The 17,204-nt window shown below is 65.9% G+C and carries 17 protein-coding genes; 14 read left to right on the top strand and 3 right to left on the bottom strand.

The genetic code is table 11. The features are described from left to right. Window positions 1-35: 35 nt before the first annotated feature. The 7 genes from RI841_RS00810 (at window position 36) to RI841_RS00780 (ending at window position 7,588) form a co-directional block, all read left to right on the top strand. Entirely contained in the window at window positions 36-1,112 is a 1,077-nt protein-coding gene (locus tag RI841_RS00810; protein WP_310703651.1) for a maleylacetate reductase, read from the top strand. Then, window positions 1,109-2,476, top strand: a complete 1,368-nt coding sequence (locus RI841_RS00805; protein WP_310703623.1) for an amidohydrolase family protein — start codon at window positions 1,109-1,111, stop codon at window positions 2,474-2,476. Before RI841_RS00810 ends, RI841_RS00805 begins: the two co-directional genes overlap by 4 nt. After that, window positions 2,473-3,375, top strand: a complete 903-nt coding sequence (locus RI841_RS00800) for an NAD(P)-dependent oxidoreductase (RefSeq protein ID WP_310703622.1) — start codon at window positions 2,473-2,475, stop codon at window positions 3,373-3,375. Before RI841_RS00805 ends, RI841_RS00800 begins: the two co-directional genes overlap by 4 nt. A gap of 4 nt (window positions 3,376-3,379) precedes the next feature. Further along, window positions 3,380-4,240 carry an intradiol ring-cleavage dioxygenase gene (locus RI841_RS00795; protein ID WP_310703621.1) on the top strand — a complete coding sequence of 287 codons (861 nt, stop codon included), beginning with the start codon at window positions 3,380-3,382 and terminating at the stop codon, window positions 4,238-4,240. Window positions 4,241-4,284: 44 nt separating this feature from the next. Continuing rightward, entirely contained in the window at window positions 4,285-4,875 is a 591-nt protein-coding gene (locus RI841_RS00790; RefSeq protein WP_310703620.1) for a malonic semialdehyde reductase, read from the top strand. A 122-nt stretch (window positions 4,876-4,997) separates the two neighbouring features. Next, a complete protein-coding gene (locus tag RI841_RS00785; protein WP_310703619.1) occupies window positions 4,998-5,735 on the top strand; it encodes a sulfite exporter TauE/SafE family protein in 738 nt (245 codons plus the stop codon). Window positions 5,736-5,815: 80 nt separating this feature from the next. Then, entirely contained in the window at window positions 5,816-7,588 is a 1,773-nt protein-coding gene (locus tag RI841_RS00780) for an extracellular solute-binding protein (protein WP_310703618.1), read from the top strand. A gap of 25 nt (window positions 7,589-7,613) precedes the next feature. Here the strand turns inward: RI841_RS00780 and RI841_RS00775 are convergent, their stop codons facing one another. Continuing rightward, the gene (locus tag RI841_RS00775; RefSeq protein WP_310703617.1) at window positions 7,614-8,417 is read right to left on the bottom strand and encodes an SDR family oxidoreductase; all 804 of its coding nucleotides are present in this window, start codon (window positions 8,415-8,417) and stop codon (window positions 7,614-7,616) included. 368 nt (window positions 8,418-8,785) lie between these two features. Here RI841_RS00775 and aroQ point away from each other — a divergent pair, with 368 nt between their 5' ends. Further along, complete coding sequence (gene aroQ / locus RI841_RS00770) at window positions 8,786-9,241, top strand: type II 3-dehydroquinate dehydratase (RefSeq protein ID WP_310703616.1); 456 nt, start codon at window positions 8,786-8,788, stop codon at window positions 9,239-9,241. 10 nt (window positions 9,242-9,251) lie between these two features. Here aroQ and RI841_RS00765 read toward each other — a convergent pair whose 3' ends face one another. After that, entirely contained in the window at window positions 9,252-10,202 is a 951-nt protein-coding gene (locus tag RI841_RS00765) for an AEC family transporter (RefSeq protein WP_310703615.1), read from the bottom strand. A 27-nt stretch (window positions 10,203-10,229) separates the two neighbouring features. Further along, a complete protein-coding gene (locus tag RI841_RS00760; protein ID WP_310703613.1) occupies window positions 10,230-11,021 on the bottom strand; it encodes an IclR family transcriptional regulator C-terminal domain-containing protein in 792 nt (263 codons plus the stop codon). Window positions 11,022-11,153: 132 nt separating this feature from the next. Here RI841_RS00760 and RI841_RS00755 point away from each other — a divergent pair, with 132 nt between their 5' ends. From RI841_RS00755 to RI841_RS00730, 6 genes are all read left to right on the top strand, one after another. Then, window positions 11,154-12,497 carry an adenylosuccinate lyase family protein gene (locus RI841_RS00755; protein ID WP_310703611.1) on the top strand — a complete coding sequence of 448 codons (1,344 nt, stop codon included), beginning with the start codon at window positions 11,154-11,156 and terminating at the stop codon, window positions 12,495-12,497. 208 nt (window positions 12,498-12,705) lie between these two features. After that, window positions 12,706-13,536, top strand: coding sequence for a CoA-transferase (locus tag RI841_RS00750; RefSeq protein WP_310703610.1), 831 nt, complete (start codon window positions 12,706-12,708; stop codon window positions 13,534-13,536). Then, the gene (locus tag RI841_RS00745; RefSeq protein ID WP_310703609.1) at window positions 13,536-14,309 is read left to right on the top strand and encodes a CoA-transferase subunit beta; all 774 of its coding nucleotides are present in this window, start codon (window positions 13,536-13,538) and stop codon (window positions 14,307-14,309) included. Before RI841_RS00750 ends, RI841_RS00745 begins: the two co-directional genes overlap by 1 nt. 14 nt (window positions 14,310-14,323) lie before the next feature. Further along, a complete protein-coding gene (pcaF, locus tag RI841_RS00740; protein WP_310703607.1) occupies window positions 14,324-15,526 on the top strand; it encodes a 3-oxoadipyl-CoA thiolase in 1,203 nt (400 codons plus the stop codon). Between the two features lie 72 nt (window positions 15,527-15,598). Next, on the top strand, window positions 15,599-16,429 hold the full coding sequence (locus tag RI841_RS00735; RefSeq protein ID WP_310703606.1) for a 3-keto-5-aminohexanoate cleavage protein: 831 nt from the start codon (window positions 15,599-15,601) through the stop codon (window positions 16,427-16,429). Window positions 16,430-16,523: 94 nt separating this feature from the next. Beyond that, a partial coding sequence (locus RI841_RS00730; protein WP_310703605.1) for an alpha/beta fold hydrolase occupies window positions 16,524-17,204 on the top strand: 681 nt, incomplete at its 3' end.

The following is a 17,204-nucleotide window of genomic DNA, read 5'->3' as shown; positions in this document are numbered from 1 at the left end:
GTGGCGCTCACCCAACCAACGAGGACAACATCATGATGCCATTCATCTACAATGGCTTGCCGTCACGCGTCATCTTCGGCCAGGGGACCCTGTCCCAGGTGGCCGAGGAGGTCCGGTCGCTGGGCTGTTCGCGAGTCCTGGTACTCTCCACGCCCGAGCAGGCAGGCCAGGCACGCCAGGTGCTGGACCGGCTCGGCGAGCTGGGGGCCGACGTCTTCGCCGGGGCCCGCATGCATACCCCGGTGGAGACCACCGAGGAGGCGATGCGCGTGCTCGCCTCGCTGGGCGCCGATGGCGTCGTGGCCATCGGGGGCGGCTCCACCATCGGGCTCGGCAAGGCCATCGCCCTTCGGACCGGCCTGCCCCAGGTGGCGATCCCCACGACCTATGCCGGCTCCGAGATGACGCCGATCCTCGGGGAAACCCGGGACGGCCTCAAGACGACCCAGCGCACCCTCGAGGTACTGCCCGAGGTGGTGATCTATGACGTCGACTTGACGCTGGGCCTGCCGGTCGGCATGTCCGGTACCAGCGGCATCAATGCCATTGCCCATGCGGTGGAGGCGCTCTACGCCCGCGACCGCAACCCGGTGGTCTCGCTGATGGCGGAGGAGGGTATTGCGGCCCTGGCGCGCAGCCTGCCACTGATTGCCGAGGAGCCGGCCAACCAGACTGCACGTTCGGATGCCCTTTATGGTGCCTGGCTGTGCGGTGCCTGCCTCGGCTCCGTCGGGATGTCGCTGCATCACAAGCTCTGCCACACCCTGGGCGGTTCCTTCGACCTGCCACATGCCGAGACCCATACCATCGTGCTGCCCCACGCCGTGGCCTACAACGCCGGGGCCGCCCCGGAGGCGATGTCCCGCATCGCCCGGGCGCTGGGCAGCGAGGATGCGGCCGGCGGGCTCCATGACCTGGCGCGTGCCGTGGGTGCCCCCCTGGCTCTGGCCGACCTCGGCCTGCAGGAGAGCGATATCGACCGGGCGACGCAGATCGCCACGAGCAATCCCTACTGGAACCCACGCGAGATCGAGGCCGACGGCATCCATCGTCTCTTGAGCGATGCCCATGCCGGCCGTCGACCGACGTCAAGGGAGGTTACTGACGCATGAAGACCCTGCTGACCAATGCCACCGTGGTGACCATGGACCCCGAGATCGGCGATCTGGCCGACGGCCAGGTGCTGGTAGAAGACGACCGGATCCGGGCCGTGGGTCAGGACCTTCCCGCCGAAGGCGCCGAGGTCATCGACTGCCGGGGCGGCATCCTCATCCCGGGGCTGGTCAATGCCCACATGCATACCTGGCAGACGGCACTGCGCGGCGTCGCCGCGAACTGGACGCTGCTCGAGTACTTCGGCCATGTGCATCGCGGCCTGGCGACCCTGTTCACCCCTGATGACATCCATATCGCCACCCGGATGGGCGCGCTGAATCAGCTCAACTGCGGTGCCACCACCCTGGGCGACTGGTGCCACAACAATCCCACGCCGGCGCATACCGATGCCGCCGTGAAGGGGTTGCAGGAGTCGGGCATCCGCGCCGTCTTCTTCCACGGCTCTCCCAAGCCGGATCCCAAGCCCGGCCAGCCCCACTTCAGCGAGGTTCCCCATCCCCGCGGCGAGGTCGAACGACTGCTGGCCGGGCCGCTTAAGGATCCGGACGGGCGCGTGACCCTCGGGCTCGCCATCCTGGGCCCGCACTACTCGACCCTCGAGGTCTCCCTGCAGGACTTCGAACTCGCCAAGGAGTTTGGCCTGGTGGCCTCGATGCACCAGGGCGGCGGCCAGGCCGTGAGCCCCGGTGGCTGGGACGTGATCGAGGAGAGGGGGCTGCTGGGGCCGGATATCAACATCGTGCACGGGCAGAGCCTGGATGACGGCCAGCTGTCCCGCTTCTGCGCGCAGGGCGTGACCTTCTCCATCGCCCCCGAAAACGAGATGACCCAGGGGCACGGTTTCCCGATCACCGGCCATGTTCGCCGCCACGGCGGCGTCGTGTCGCTGGGCGTGGATCTCGAGTCGGTGATCTCGGGCGACATGTTCTCCGTGGCGCGCGCGGCCCTGGGCATGCAGCGCTCGCTGGACAACGACGCTTCTCGCCGGGAGCAGGGCACGATCCCCACCACCTCGACCATTCGCACCCGCGAGGCGCTGGCGTGGATCACCCTCCACGGTGCACGCGCCCTCGGGCTCGAGGACCGCATCGGCAGCCTGACGCCCGGCAAGCAGGCCGACCTCGTGCTGCTGGACAGCAGCCTGCTGAACATGCAGCCGGTCAGCGACCCGGTCTCGAGTGTCGTCATGCAGGCGAGTCTCGCCAACGTCGACAGCGTCATGGTGGCGGGAGAGTTCCACAAGCGACACGGCCGGCTGCTGGCCGACGTCGCCGATGGACTGAGCGAGCTGGCGGCGTCCGGCCATCGCATCTACGCCGAGCTGCAGACACGGCAACAACACGAGGAGACAGCCCGATGACAACCACACGCAAGGTGGCCTGGGTGGGCCTGGGCAAGCTGGGCCTGCCCATGGCGGCCCGCATCGCCGCGGCGGGACATGCCGTGCAGGGGTTCGACCTCAGCGCCGAGCGCCTGGCCCTGGCCGAGGAGGCCGGTATCGTCGCCCATCAGGACCTGGCCAGCGCCGTCGACGGCTGTTCACTGGTGCTGGTCTCGATTCCCGATGACCGGGCCCTGCTGGGGCTCTGCCTGGAGGCCGGGGAACTGATCGCCCTCATGGCGCCCGGTTCCACACTGATCGAGACCAGCACCGTAAGCATCGCGGCCTCCGCGCAGGTGGCCCGGGCCGCCGAGGCGCGGGGCATCGCCTACCTGCGAAGCCCGGTGTCGGGCAACCCGGTCGCCGCCGAGGCCGGCACCCTCTCGGCCATGGTCTCCGGTCCGCGGGAGGCGCTGGATGACGCCGTGGCGGTGATGAACGCCTTCACCAAGGCCCAGTACTGGCTGGGCGAGGAGGAGCAGGGGCGCTACGCCAAACTGGCGATCAACCTGATGATCGCGGTCAGCGCCGGGATGCTGGGCGAGTCCCTGACCCTGGCCCGCAAGGGCAACATCGGCTGGGACGACATGCTCGAACTGGTCGCGGACAGCGCGGTGGGCTCACCGATGGTCCAGTACAAGGTGCCGCCCCTGCGCGAGCGGGACTTCACCTCGACCTTCTCTGCCGCCCAGATGGCCAAGGATCTCGACCTGATCCTCGGCTGTGCCCATGGTGCCGGCGTACCGGTGCCCCTCGCCGCCCAGATGCGCGAGGCCTATACCTCCCTGATCGGCACGGGGCACGGTGATGACGACTACATCGCCACCGTCCATCATACCGAGCGCCTCGCGGGGCTGCCGGCCTTCGAGAAGGAATGACCAGATGAGAAACCTGAATGCAGAGAACATCACGGACGCCGTGATCGAGGAATTCTCCGGGTGTCGGGATGAGCGACTGAAGACGATTCTGAACAGCCTGGTGACCCACTTGCACGCCTTCCTGCGCGAGGTGGAACCCACCGAACAGGAGTGGACTCAGGCCATCGACTTCCTGACGCGCACCGGTCAGAAGTGCGACGACCAGCGCCAGGAATTCATCCTGCTCTCCGATACCCTGGGTGTGACCATGCTGGTTGACGCTCTCAACCACCAGACCTCGGACCCGATGGTGTCGGAGAGCACGGTGCTTGGCCCCTTCTACGTCGCCGATCCGCCGCAGGCGGATCAGGGCGCCTCGATCGACTGGAACGTCGAGGGCGAGCCGCTGTACGTCGAAGGGCGAGTCCACGATGAACGCGGTGAGCCGCTGGCCAATGTCGTCATCGACGTCTGGCAGTCCGACAGCGAAGGCTTCTATGACGTCCAGAAGGAGCTCGACGGTGCCTCGTTGCGGGCCCGGTTCACCACCGACGACCAGGGGCGCTATGCCTTCTGGACCGTGACACCGGCGCCCTATCCGATCCCCACCGACGGCCCCGTGGGCAAGATGCTCGAGGTGACCGGACGCCACCCCTATCGGCCGGCCCATGTGCATTTCATGTTGATGGCCGATGGGTATGAAACCCTCGTGACCCAGGTGTTTGCCGAGGATGATCCCTACCTGGATTCCGATGCCGTCTTTGGCGTCAAGGATTCCCTGGTCAGGGACTACCGTCAGATGCCAACCGGCGAGGCGCCTGATGGCCGTTCCATGCCATCGTCCTATCGCTATCTGAATTACGACTTCGGCTTGAAGGCAAGTTGAGAGTCTAGACGCAGTAAATCATTGTTCCACAGAAGGTATATGACATGACCGCTATCGATCAGAATGCCATCGAGACCCTGTTCACCGGCGCCCGGACGCACAACGTCTGGCAGGACCGGGAGGTGAGCGAGGACACACTTCGCGAACTCTATCAGGTGATGCACTTCGGCCCGACCTCCATGAACTGCCAGCCCCTTCGCGTGCTGTTCCTGAAGAGCCAGGAGGCCAAGGAAAGGCTCAAGCCGGCCCTGCTTCCCGGTAACCAGGAGAAGACCATGAAGGCGCCGGTGGTGGCCGTGCTGGGCTACGATACGAAATTCTACGAGCATCTGCCGCGCATGTTCTCCCACAACAAGGATGCCAAGTCGCTGTTCGAGGGCAAGACCGACTTCATCAATTCCACGGCCTTTCGCAACAGCTCCATTCAGGGTGGCTACTTCATTCTTGCCGCCCGCGCATTGGGGCTGAATGCCGGGCCGATGTCCGGCTTCAACAACGCGGCCGTGGATGAGGAGTTCTTCCCCGATGGCCAGGTGAAGAGCAACTTCCTCTGCAATCTGGGCTACGGCGATGCCTCGGCACTCTTCCCGCGCCAGGATCGGTTCGAGTTCGACGAGGTCTGCCAGGTCCTCTGACAGGGCTGAAAGGCTGCCGCTTCGGTCAGCCGAAGCGGGAACTGGACACTGCAGGTTCCTATGATTTGGGCCGTGTTAGCACGGCCCTTTTTCATTCCCTTTCGGGAAACACGAGGCGTCATATGGTGTATGACTGGCAGTTCATTGTCCTGATGATCGTGGCGGTACTGCTCACCGGCATCTCCAAGTCGGGATTCGCCGGGGGCGTCGGAGTCGTGGCGGTGCCGCTGATCTCGCTGAAGGTCAGCCCGACCTTTGCCGTGGCCGTCATGCTGCCGCTGCTGATCGTCATGGATGTCTTCAGCCTGCGGGCCTGGTGGCGCCACCGAGTGGGATCACTGCTGTGGCTGATGTTTCCCCCGGCGGTGCTGGGCGTGGCGGTCGGCTACCTCACCTATGGCCTCTTCGATGAGGGCCTGCTGAAGGTGCTGTTGGGGGTATTCTCGATCCTGTTCGGCCTGTGGGGATTGTTCAAGCCCTTCAGAGGTCGCGTGATGCCTGGCTGGATCGGTGGACTGAGTGGCGGCATTGCCGGCTTCACCAGTTTTATCGCCCATGCCGGAGGGCCACCGCTCAACTTCTACCTGCTGCAGTGCCGGCTCTCCAAGGAGCAGTTCCTGGGCACCGCCGTGGTCTTTCTGGCCGCCACCAACCTGGTCAAGCTGGTGCCCTACGGCATGCTTGGCCTGCTGAACATCGAGAACCTCATCATCGCGCTGCTGCTGATCCCCGTGGCTTGGCTGGGGGTGCGCCTCGGGCTGGTCATACAGAAGTGGCTGAGTGGTGAGCTCTTCTTCCGGGTCATCCTGAGCTTGCTGATCGTGCTGGGCGTTCGGCTGATCGCCGACGGCTGGGGATAGCCGCGTTGGCGTCGCGTTTGCTGTCAGGCGTGAGGCGGCGCTATCTTGGTGCACTATCTTCTCCTTGCCCCGAGGCGAACATGAGCGACCTCCCCGACGAGAGCCATCCTGAGGGGCCCTACGACACGCTGTCCCAGACGCCGAGGCCGAAGCTCTCCAATACGGAACTCTCGCGCTTCATCGACTTCATCGAGAAGCTCGAGGAGGAGACCGAGTATTCCCTCTCCCTGAGCCACGGCTACCGGGAGATGCGCATGATGCTCCATCTCATGCGCAACCACCTGGCCGGCCGACTGACGACGCCCACCTCGCTCGCGGATGCCTCCGGGCTCTCCTACGGCACCGCCAAGCGCGGGATCGAGAGCATCATCAAGCGCGGGCTGATCCTGTCGCGCCCCAGGACGAAGTCGGGGAAGACCGTCTCGCTGCACCCCTCGGCCATGATGATCGACGAGTGGGAGGCCTATGCACATCGGATCAAGGACCTCCTGGGCCCCCTGTTTGGCGTGGATCCGACGTCGGACACCGGCCGCGTGATCTTCCTCGCCGCGGACGCGACGGATCGCGTGATCTCACCGCCGGCGGTGCTGTCGGCACGGCTCGAATTGAAGGGCGGGCTGCGTGGACTCATCCACGCCGATCCGACCTTCATGGCGATGCATAACCTCAAGCAGCAGCTGGAATCGATCTTCGGCCTCGAGATCCACAACTCTGCCAGGTCGATCGACGACCTGCGCGAGGCGATCCTGGCCAATGCCGGCCGCACGAAGTCTCGCTACGACCTCGTCGCCTGTGACCTCCCTTGGTTCGGTGAGCTGGCGTCGAAGGAGATACTGATGCCACTCGATTCGCTGATCGAGCGGGATGACTACGACCTGTCCGATTTCCATTCCGTCGCCATCCAGAGTTCCCGTTATGCTGGTAAGCAGTACGGTATTCCCCTGCAGACCACCCCGGAGCTACTCTGTTACCGGAAGGACATATTCGAGCAGGCACAACTCGAGCCCCCGACGACGACCGAGGAACTGGTCAAGGTGGCAAGTCGGTTGCATGATCCCGCCAGAGGGCGGTATGGCATCGCCTGGAATGCCGCGCGAGGCACGCCGCTGGGCCACACCTTCAGTTTCCTGATGGCCAAGTTCGGCCAGCCGATCATCAACCTTCGCCGCCGCGAGGGTGGCTATGATTTTCAGCAGACCGTCGGGGAGGAGCTGCGGCCGATGTTCCAGTCGGATGCGGCCTACCGTGCCTGTGAGTACATGCTCGATATCCTGAAATACTCGCCGCCCAATATCCTCAATATGGCATGGTACGAGCGAGCCAAGTCCTATGCCGCCGGCGAGGCCTGCATGGCCTACAATTACACGCTGCTGGCTCCCCTTTTCGAGCTCAACAAGGACTCGCCGGCCTGGGGGAATACCGGGTATCTTCCCCACCCCGTCGGTAACCATGGCCGTCCGATCACCCCGATTGGAGGCTATGCCCTCGCCATTCCGGCCAACCTCTCGGAGGAACGGGTCGAGAGTGTCTGGACGGCACTTCGCCACCTCACCTCGGCCAACATGTCCAAGCTCTACATCCTCAACGGCAGCCTGGTGACCCCGCGCTTCAGCGTCAGCCATGACCCGGAGGTCTCGGCGCTGTCTCCGCTGATCGATATCGTGGATGACATGGCCAGGAAGGGCATCCTGCAGGCCTGGCCGCGCCCCCCGGTGCCGGGCATCACGGACCTGATCAGCATTGCCGGGCACGAGATCTTCGAAGTGCTGGACGGACGCCGCTCTATCAAGAAGGCCCTGTTCCTGGCGCAGGACAGGGCCGATCGGGTGATGCGAGAAAAAGGGTATTACTGATTCATCGGCCGGGTTGCCGGTGGCGTCACTGCATGATCATGCCGCCGTCGATCATCAGCAGCTGGCCGGTCATGTAGTCCGACTCGGGGCTGGCCAGGAAGGAGGCCGTGCCGACCACATCTTCCGGGTAGGAGTAGCGCTTCATCAGGATCATCTTCTCGGCGAGCTCGTCCATGGATTGGCCCTGCTTGTCGAACTTGCCGATGCTGACCAGGTCCTTGTCGAGCTGCTCCCACAGCTCGGTACGCACGACACCGGGTCCATAGCCGTTGACGGTGATGTTGTGGTCGACCAGCGCCTTGGCGCCGCCGTTGATCATCGCCAGCACGGCATGCTTGCTGCAGGCATAGGGCACCACATCGTCGAAGGCCTGACGCGAGAGAATGGAGCCAACATTGATGATCTTGTAGGGACCGTTCTCCTTGCCCTGTGCGATCATCTGCTTGCCAGCTTCCTGCATGCCAATCAGGCAACCCAGGGCATTGACGTCCATGATCTGGTGCCAGTTTTCCTCGGTGATGTCGAGAAACATCAGCGGCTTGTTGATGCCGGCATTGTTGACCATGACGTTGAGGCTGCCGAAGGCATCGACGGTGGCCTTGATGGCGGCCTGCACCTGGTCACGCTCGGTCACGTTGAGCTTCACGGCGATGGCCTTTCCACCCTTTTCCTGGATACGCGCCACGACCTCCTCGCATCCTTCCAGGTTAAGGTCGGCCACACACACATTGGCGCCCTGTTCGGCATAGTGTTCGGCAACGGCGGCACCCATGCCACGCGCGGCACCGGTAATCAGGCAGTTCTTTCCTTCAAGACGGGTCTTGTCCATGGTGTCACCTCGGGGTCTTGTTGTGGGTCTCTCCATGCCACCGCTGATGTGATGGCCTTTTGTCTGGGCGCATGGAGCCTGGGTCGACAAGGAATGCTGGCACGCGTGCTTTTGCGTGAACGATGCGTCGTGTTTCCTTGTTGATCCGTATTCTCTGCAGGCCCGGCTGGCAATGACAGCTGTCTCCAGGGCCAATCTGACCAGATTGGATTTTTCCGAGGGTCTGGGTCATCTGCAGTCAGTCCGCCGAGAGGATGGACTCTGCCTTGCAACACAGGAGGGAGGCACTGACAATTGCCGGGCTGCCAGGGACATTTGCTGGCTGATCTCTTTAACCCCACGGACAAACGATCAAGGGAGACTGCCGGATGAGTCAGCGCAAGGTACTGGTACTCCACGGCCCCAACCTCAACCTGCTGGGCACCCGGCAGCCCGAGATCTATGGGCATGAGACCCTGGAGGACATCAACAACGCCCTCTACGAGCAGGCAGTGCTGGGGAGCTGGGAGATCACCTGCCGGCAGAGCAACCACGAGGGCGAGCTCATCGATCTCATCCAGGCGGCTCGCCTGGATGGCACCGCGGCGATCATCATCAACCCGGCGGCCTATACCCACACCTCCGTCGCGATCCTGGATGCGCTCAATGCCTTCGACGGCAAGGTGATCGAGGTGCACCTCTCCAACGTGCACAAGAGGGAGAGCTTCCGTCACCACTCCTATGTTTCGTTGCGCGCCGACGGGGTGATCGCGGGCCTGGGGAGCCGCGGCTATGTCAGCGCCCTGGAGGCGGTGATGGCCGCCGGCGAGGGGGCAGACTCCTGACTGCCGGCGTTCAGACCGGCAGCAGGCCGAACTGCGTCAGTAGCCAGATCACCAGGCTGATCGTCACGAAGGAGGCGAGCGTGCTGACCATCAGCCCTGCGGCACTGGTGTCGCCCTGACCGTACTGCTTGCCGAACAGTGGGTAGACGCTGATCATCGGTGCGCAGGCGAACAGCATGGCGCCGGCGATCAGCATCGGGTCCGGGTCGGGCAGCAGCAGGAAGACGCCCAGCACAACCAGGGGGTGCAGCAGCAGCTTGCCCAGTACCACCTGACCGACATCCATGGCCATGCCTCGCACCTTGAGGCCATGCAGCATGCCGCCGATGGTGAACAGGGCCGCGGGGCCCGCCGCGTCGGCCAGCATGCTGACGGCGCGGGCCAGGGGGCCCGGCAGGCTCAGCCCGGTCAGGGCGAGGAGGATGCCGATCAACAGCCCGACCAGTACCGGGTTGCGTGTCAGGCGAGCGAGGGTCTGGCGGGCCACCTGCCCGACGCCGTTGCCGTTCTGTCGGCTGGCCTCGGCCAGTATCAGTGCCGTGGGGATGATGATCAGCGTCTCCACCACCATGTTCAGCGCCATGAAGATGGCTGCCGGCGGGCCGATCGCCATCAGGGCGACCGGGTAGCCGATGAAGCCGCTGTTGGAAGCCGACATGCCGAGGGCGTGGATGGCACCGGCATCCAGGCGCTTGCCACGCAGTCCCACCGACAGCGCCAGCCCCAGCAGGAAGGCCACCAGCGAGCCCAGCCCGTAGGCCAGCAGGTAGGTCGGGTTGAAGACTTCCGCCAACGGGTACTCGGTCAGGGCGCGGATGATCAGCGAGGGCAGGGCCAGGTACATGACGAAGGTGCCCACGCCCTGCATGTTGTCGCGACTCAGCAGGCCGGTGCGAGCCGCGGTGAAGCCGGCGCCGATCAGCAGGAAGATCGGCAGCGTGATCGCCAGTATCTCTAGCACTTCGCCGTCCTTGGGGTGGCAGGTGGATCAGCTGACGCTGGCGCGGATCTGTCGGGCCTTCTCCTGCAGCAGCGGCAGGTACTGGCGCAGCAGGGTGTCGAAGTCGACTCGGGCGGCATTGGTGCTGATGTTGATCGCACCGAGCAGCCGGCCGTTGGCATCGAAGGCCGGCACGGCCACCGAGCGCAAGCCGGAGTCAAGCTCCTGGTCGGCGATGGCGTAGCCCTGCTGGCGCACCTCGAGGATGCAGCGTTTGAGCTCGGCCTTGTCGGTGATGGTCTTGTCGGTATGCGGCTCGAGGACCACCCGCGCCAGGAAGGCGTCGAGCTCGGCATCCGGCAGCTGGGCCAGCAGCACCCGCCCCATGGAGGTGTGGGCCGCCGGCAGGCGCGTGCCCACCGAGAGGGTGATGGCCATCAGGCGGTGGCGCGACGAGGAGCGCGCCACATAGGTGACGTCGTCGCCGTCCAGCACGCCCAGCGACGAGGACTCGCCACACTCGTTGGTGATGTCCTCGAGAATCTGCTGGATCACGCTGCGGTAGTTGTTGGCGGAGAGGAACGCATAGCCGAGGTTCAGCACCTTGGGGGCCAGCTCGAAGTGGCGCTGCTGCTTGCGGACATAGCCCAGCGCATGCAGGGTCAGCAGGAAGCGTCGCGCCCGGGCACGGTTCATGCCGGTGCGCGCCGCCACCTCGCTGAGGGTCATGCGCGGGTGGGCCTCGTCGAAGGCCAGGATGACCTCGAGGCCACTGGCCAGTGCGGTCACGAAGTCACGATCGTCGGGGCTGAGGGCCTCGTCCTGCAGAGACGTTTCCATCCGTCGTTATCCTTGGTCGTGTTGCCGGAGAACCTTGGTCTAATCTAGCATATTTGTTCGAAATGCGAACATGTGTGCGACCATAGGGGAACCCCCTGGTCGACACCCCACGCCACCACCGGAGAGACCGCCATGCCTGCCGCCCTGATCCAGCACCCCTTCATGAGCCAGCAGGCGCTGGCCGAGTGCAATGCCCGGGCCATGGTCGACGCCATGCTGTCCTTCGAGCTGGCCCTCGCGGAGGTCCAGGAGGCCCGCGGGGCGGTCCCCGAGGGCGCCAGCCAGGCCATGCGCAAGACCCTCGAGGCGCATGACTTCGATCTGGAGGCGATCGCCGCCGGCATCGCCAGCGGCGGCAATGCGGCCATCCCCTTCGTCAAGCAGGGGCGCGCGGCCTTGCCGGAGGCGCTCAAGCGCTACTGGCATCAGGGCGCCACCAGCCAGGACGTGGTCGACACGGCCCTGATGCTGCTGCTGCTGCCTCGACTGACGTCCCTCGATGCCCTGCTGGTGCGCTGTCGCACCGCGGCCCTCAGCCTGATGCAGCGCCATGGCGAGACCGTGATGGTGGGCCGCACCCTGATGCAGCAGGCGCTGCCGATCACCTTTGGCGTCAAGGTGGCCCACTGGGCCATCGGCCTGGAGCAGGCGCGTCGTCGCCTGGCCGGGTTGGAGCTGCCGGTGCAGTTCGGCGGTGCCGTGGCGGTGCACTCTGGCTTGGAAGGGCCGGGCCGGGACGAGCTGGGCCTTGCGTTCATGGATGCCCTGGCCGAGCGGCTGGGCCTCGCCACGGCCGTGCTGCCGTGGCACACCGATCGCCAGCCGATCCATGCCCTGGCCACGGGGCTGGATGCCGCCGCCGGCGCCGCCGAGAAGCTGGCCCTGGACGTATCGCTGCTGACCCAGACCGAGCTCGGCGAGGTGGCCGAACCGGTGGCACCCGGCATGGGGGAGTCCTCGTCGATGCCGCACAAGCGCAATCCGGTACGCTGCGCGCTGATCCGCGGTGCCGCCCGCCAGGTGCATGGCCATGCCTCGGTGGTCCTCAATGCCGCGGCCCAGCCTCTGGAGCGGGGTCTGGGGGAGTGGCACGCCGAGTGGGCGCCGCTGCTCGATAGTGCCCTGCTGCTTGAAGGCGCGCTGGAACAGGCCGCGGTGCTGCTCGAGGGCATGGAGGTCCACCCCGAGGCGATGCGGCGCAACCTGGCGGTGACAGGCGGCGGCATCATGGCCGAGCCGGTCTCGCGCCTGCTGGCCCCGGTCGTGGGCCAGGATGCCGCCAAGCGCATCAGCGCCGAGGCCGCCGAGACGGCGCGTCTGACGGGCCGCCCCTACGCCGAGGTCCTGGCCGGGCACGAAGAGGTAGCGGGTCGCGTCGAGGCTACCGAGCTCGAGCGGGCCAGTGATCCGGCCTTATACCTTGGTAGTAGTCGAGCCCAGTTACAACGTGCCATCGCCTGGCTGGAGGGCAAGTAATCGACTGAAAGTTCGATACTTACACGGGGAGATCGCGAGGGGAGGCCAGGCCTCCCCTCTTTCGTCTGTGCTCGGCGGGATTTGACGGCCGATCGTGACGGGAGTAATTTGTTCGCACTGCAAAACTATGTTCACTTTGCGAACACATTCGGGCCAGCCGGTTCCCGGCCGGTGGCCTCCCGAACGCAACAGCATGAGGCGAACCATCATGGCCGAGTTTCTCAGCCTGCATGACGCGGTCGCGCGCTACGTCGAGGACGGCGCCACCGTGGCCATGGAAGGCTTTACCCACCTGATTCCCTTCGCCGCGGGTCACGAGGTGATCCGCCAGAAGAAGCGCGACCTGACCCTGATCCGCATGACCCCCGACCTGATCTACGATCAGCTGATCGGCGCGGGCTGTGCGAAGAAGGTGATCTTCTCCTGGGGCGGCAACCCCGGCGTGGGCTCCCTGCACCGCCTGCGCGACGCCGTGGAGAAGGGCTGGCCCCGCAGGATCGAGATCCTCGAGCACAGCCACGCCGCCATGGCCTGCGCCTTCGAGGCCGGGGCCGCCGGCCTGCCGCTGGCCGTGCTGCGCGGCTATGTGGGCAGCGAGCTGCCCAACGTCAATGACCAGATCAAGTTCATCGAGTGCCCCTTTACCGGCGAGCGCCTGGCCGCGGTGCCGGCGGTGCGTCCGGACGTCTCCATCGTCCACACCCAGAAGGCGGACCGTAAGGGCAATGTGCTGGTGGAGGGCATCGTCGGCGTGCAGAAGGAGGCCGTGCTGGCGGCAACACAGAGCATCGTCACTGTCGAGGAGATCGTCGATGACCTGACCACCGAGCCGGACTACCACCCCAACGCCTGCATCATCCCGGGCTGGGCCATCGATGCCATCGCCGTGGCCGAGAAGGGCGCCCTGCCCTCCTATGCCCATGGCTACTACCCGCGCAACAACCGCTTCTACAAGGAGTGGGATGCCATCGCCCGGGATCGCGACGCCTTCACGGCCTGGATCGACGAGAATGTCATGAACGCAGGGGGGAACGCCTGATGAGCCTCGAGTACACGTCTTCGGAGATGATGACCGTCACCGCCGCCCGCGCCCTGGAAAACGGCATGACCTGCTTCGTCGGCATCGGCCTGCCCAGTGAGGCCGCCAACCTGGCGCGCCTGACCCACGCCCCCGACGTGGTGCTGATCTACGAGTCCGGCACCCTGCAGACCAAGCCGGACGTGCTGCCGCTCTCCATCGGCGACGGGGAGCTTGCCGAGTCGGCCCTGACCACCGTCGCGGTGCCGGAGATGTTCCGCTACTGGCTGCAGGGCGGCAAGATCAGCGTGGGTTTCCTGGGCACTGCCCAGATCGACCGTTACGCCAACCTCAATACCACCCTGATCGGCGACTACCATGATCCCAAGGTGCGCCTGCCGGGTGGCGGCGGGGCGCCTGAGATCGCCACCAACGCGGGCGAGGTCTTCATCACCCTGAAGCACTCCAAGCGCGCCTTCGTGAAGGACGTCGACTTCGTCACCACCCTGGGCTTCGGCCGCGACGGCAAGGGCCGCGACGGCGTGCCGAACATCGGCAAGGGGCCCACTCGCGTTATCACCGACCTTTGCGTGATGAAGCCCGACCCCGAGAGCAAGGAGCTCACGGTGGTCTCCCTGCATCCGGGCGTGAGCCGCGAGGACGTGATCGAGGCCACCGGCTGGGAGATCCGCTTCGCCGGAGAGCTCGAGAGCACCCCCGAGCCCTCCGCACATGAGCTCGAGATCCTGCGCGAGCTGAAGGACAGAACCGAACGCCAGCACGCCGGCGAGTAACAGGAGACCCTCCCATGAGCGACGTATTCCTCTGTCATCCGCGGCGCAGCGCCGTGGGCCGCTTCGGCGGCACCCTTTCCAGCGTGCGCCCCGACGATCTCGCCGCCAGCATCTTCAAGGCGGTGCTGGCCGAGGCCCCAGGGCTCGACCCGGCTGCCATCGACGATGTCTTCATGGGCTGCGCCAATCAGGCCGGCGAGGACAACCGCAGCGTGGCGCGCATGTCGCTGCTGCTCGCCGGCCTGCCGACCTCCGTGCCCGGCACCACGCTGAACCGCCTGTGCGGCTCCGGGATGGACGCGGTGGGCACCGCCTTCCGTGCCATCAAGGCCGGCGAGATGGAGCTGGCCCTGGCCGGCGGCGTGGAGTCCATGTCCCGTGCGCCCTACGTGATGGGCAAGGCCGACAGCGCCTTCTCACGCGGCCAGACGATCGAGGACACCACCATCGGCTGGCGCTTCATCAACCCGTTGATGAAGAAGGCCTACGGCGTGGACTCCATGCCCGAGACCGCCGAGAACGTGGCCGAACAGTTCAAGATTTCCCGCGAGGACCAGGACGCCTTCGCCCTGCGCTCCCAGCAGAAGGCCGCCGCCGCCCAGCAGGCCGGCCGCTTCGCCCTCGAGATCACCGCCATCGAGATCCCGCGCCGCAAGCTGGCGCCGCTGGTCTTCGACCAGGACGAGCACCTGCGCGAGACCACGCTCGAGAAGCTCGCCGGCCTGCCCACGCCCTTCCGCGAGGGCGGCAGCGTCACCGCCGGCAATGCCTCGGGCGTCAACGACGGCGCCGCCGCCATGCTGGTGGCAAGCGCCGCCGCGGTGGAGAAACACGGCCTGACACCCATGGCGAAGATCCTCGGCATGGCCACCGCCGGCGTCGAGCCGCGGATCATGGGTTATGGCCCGGTGCCCGCGGTGAACAGGCTGCTCGCGCGCACTGGGGTGTCGCTCGACGAGATCGACGTCATCGAACTCAACGAGGCCTTCGCCGCCCAGGCGCTCGCCTGCATGCGCGACCTCGGCCTCGAGGATGACGACCCTCGGGTCAACCCCAACGGCGGCGCTATCGCCCTGGGACACCCGCTGGGCATGTCCGGCGCACGCCTGTTGCTGACCGCCGCCCATGAGCTGCACAAGAGCGGCAAGCGCTACGCCCTGTGCACCATGTGCGTGGGCGTGGGGCAGGGCATCGCCACCCTGATCGAACGGGCCTAGGCGTCCACGGCATCACCCTCGAGGCTCCTGCATACCCTCCACACGAGCTCTCAGGCATAACGCGAGGTTCCCATGTCGAATCCCTGTATTATCTGCGTTGCCATCACCGGCAGCCTGCCACGCAAAGAGAACAACCCGGCGGTACCGGTCACCATCGAGGAACAGATCGAGAGCACCCAGGCGGCCTTCGAGGCCGGGGCGACCATTGCGCACTGCCATGTCCGCAACGACGACCAGACCCCGACCTCGGATCCCGAGAAGTTCGCCCGTCTGCTCGAGGGACTGCGCAAGCACTGTCCGGGCATGATCGTCCAGCTCTCCACCGGCGGCCGCTCCGGTGCCGAGCGTGAGCGCGGCGGCATGCTACCGCTGAAGCCCGACATGGCCAGCCTGTCGGTGGGGTCCAACAACTTCCCCACGCGCGTCTACGAGAACTCCCCCGACCTGGTGGATTGGCTCGCCGCCGAGATGCTGACCTATGACATCAAGCCCGAGATCGAGGCCTTTGACCTGTCACATATTCATCAGGCGGTGAACCTGATGAAGCAGGGCAAGATCAAGGCACCGCTGTACGTTCAGTTCGTGATGGGCGTGAAGAACGCCATGCCGGCCGACAAGCCGACCTTCGACTTCTACATCGAGACTCTCGAGCGACTGGCACCGGGTTCCCAGTGGTGCGGGGCCGGTGTCGGCGCCAACCAGCTGGTGCTCAACGAGTGGTCGATCGCCGCCGGAGGCCACACGCGCACCGGCCTCGAGGACAACGTCCGCTGGGACAAGGAGAATCTGGCCCCCTCCAATGCCGCCCTGGTCGAGCGGGTGGCGGCGCTTTGCGAGAAGTACGAGCGCCCGGTGGCCACCTGGCAACAGGCTCGCCAGATCCTGGGGCTCAAGGCTGTCTGACGACTCGCCATCGGGTCCATGTCGGGGGCCACTGAGGACCGCCGTCGATGGGGAAGACATTGAATTTTGACGTTAGGCGTCAGGAGAGACTTTCATGGCATTTCTGAACATCAACGGCCGCAGCGTGGCCTATCGCCTGCTCGGCGCCGAGGCCAACCCCCTGGTGGTGCTGGCCCACCCGCTGGGCATGAACCAGGCGGTGTGGGACGACGTGCTGCCGACGTTGCTGCCGCGCTACCGCGTGCTGACCTGGGACCTGCCCGGCCACGGCGCGAGCCAGGCCTGGGGCGAGGGGGCAATCACCCCGGCCGACCTGGCAGGCGAAGCCCTGGCACTGGCCGACCACGCCGGCGCCAGCCGCTTCCACTTCGCCGGCACCTCCATCGGCGGCGTGGTGGGCCAGCAGCTGGTCAGCGAGCATGGTGAGCGGCTGCTGACCGCCATCCTGACCAACACCGGGGCGGTGATCGGCAACGCCGAGCTGTGGAGCACACGCGCCGACCGCGTGCGCCAGGAAGGCTTGGCGGCGATGTCCGAGGAGATCGTGCCGCGCTGGTTCGCCCCCGCCTGCTTCGAGGCCGAGCCGGCCCTGAAGGCGGGCTGGTGCACCCAGATGGGCCGCGGCGACGACGACTCCTACGCCACGCTCTGCGAGATGCTGGGACGTGACACCTTCACGGGGAAGCTCTCCGGGAAGGGCGTCAGGGTGCATCTCTTCGGCGGCAGCGAGGACCTGGCGACCCCGCCGGCCACCCTCGAGGCCCTGGCCGCCGAA

It is taken from the genome of Halomonas sp., from assembly GCF_031581305.1.
Classification (GTDB): domain Bacteria; phylum Pseudomonadota; class Gammaproteobacteria; order Pseudomonadales; family Halomonadaceae; genus Halomonas.
This window is presented reverse-complemented; position numbering and strand designations above follow the sequence as displayed.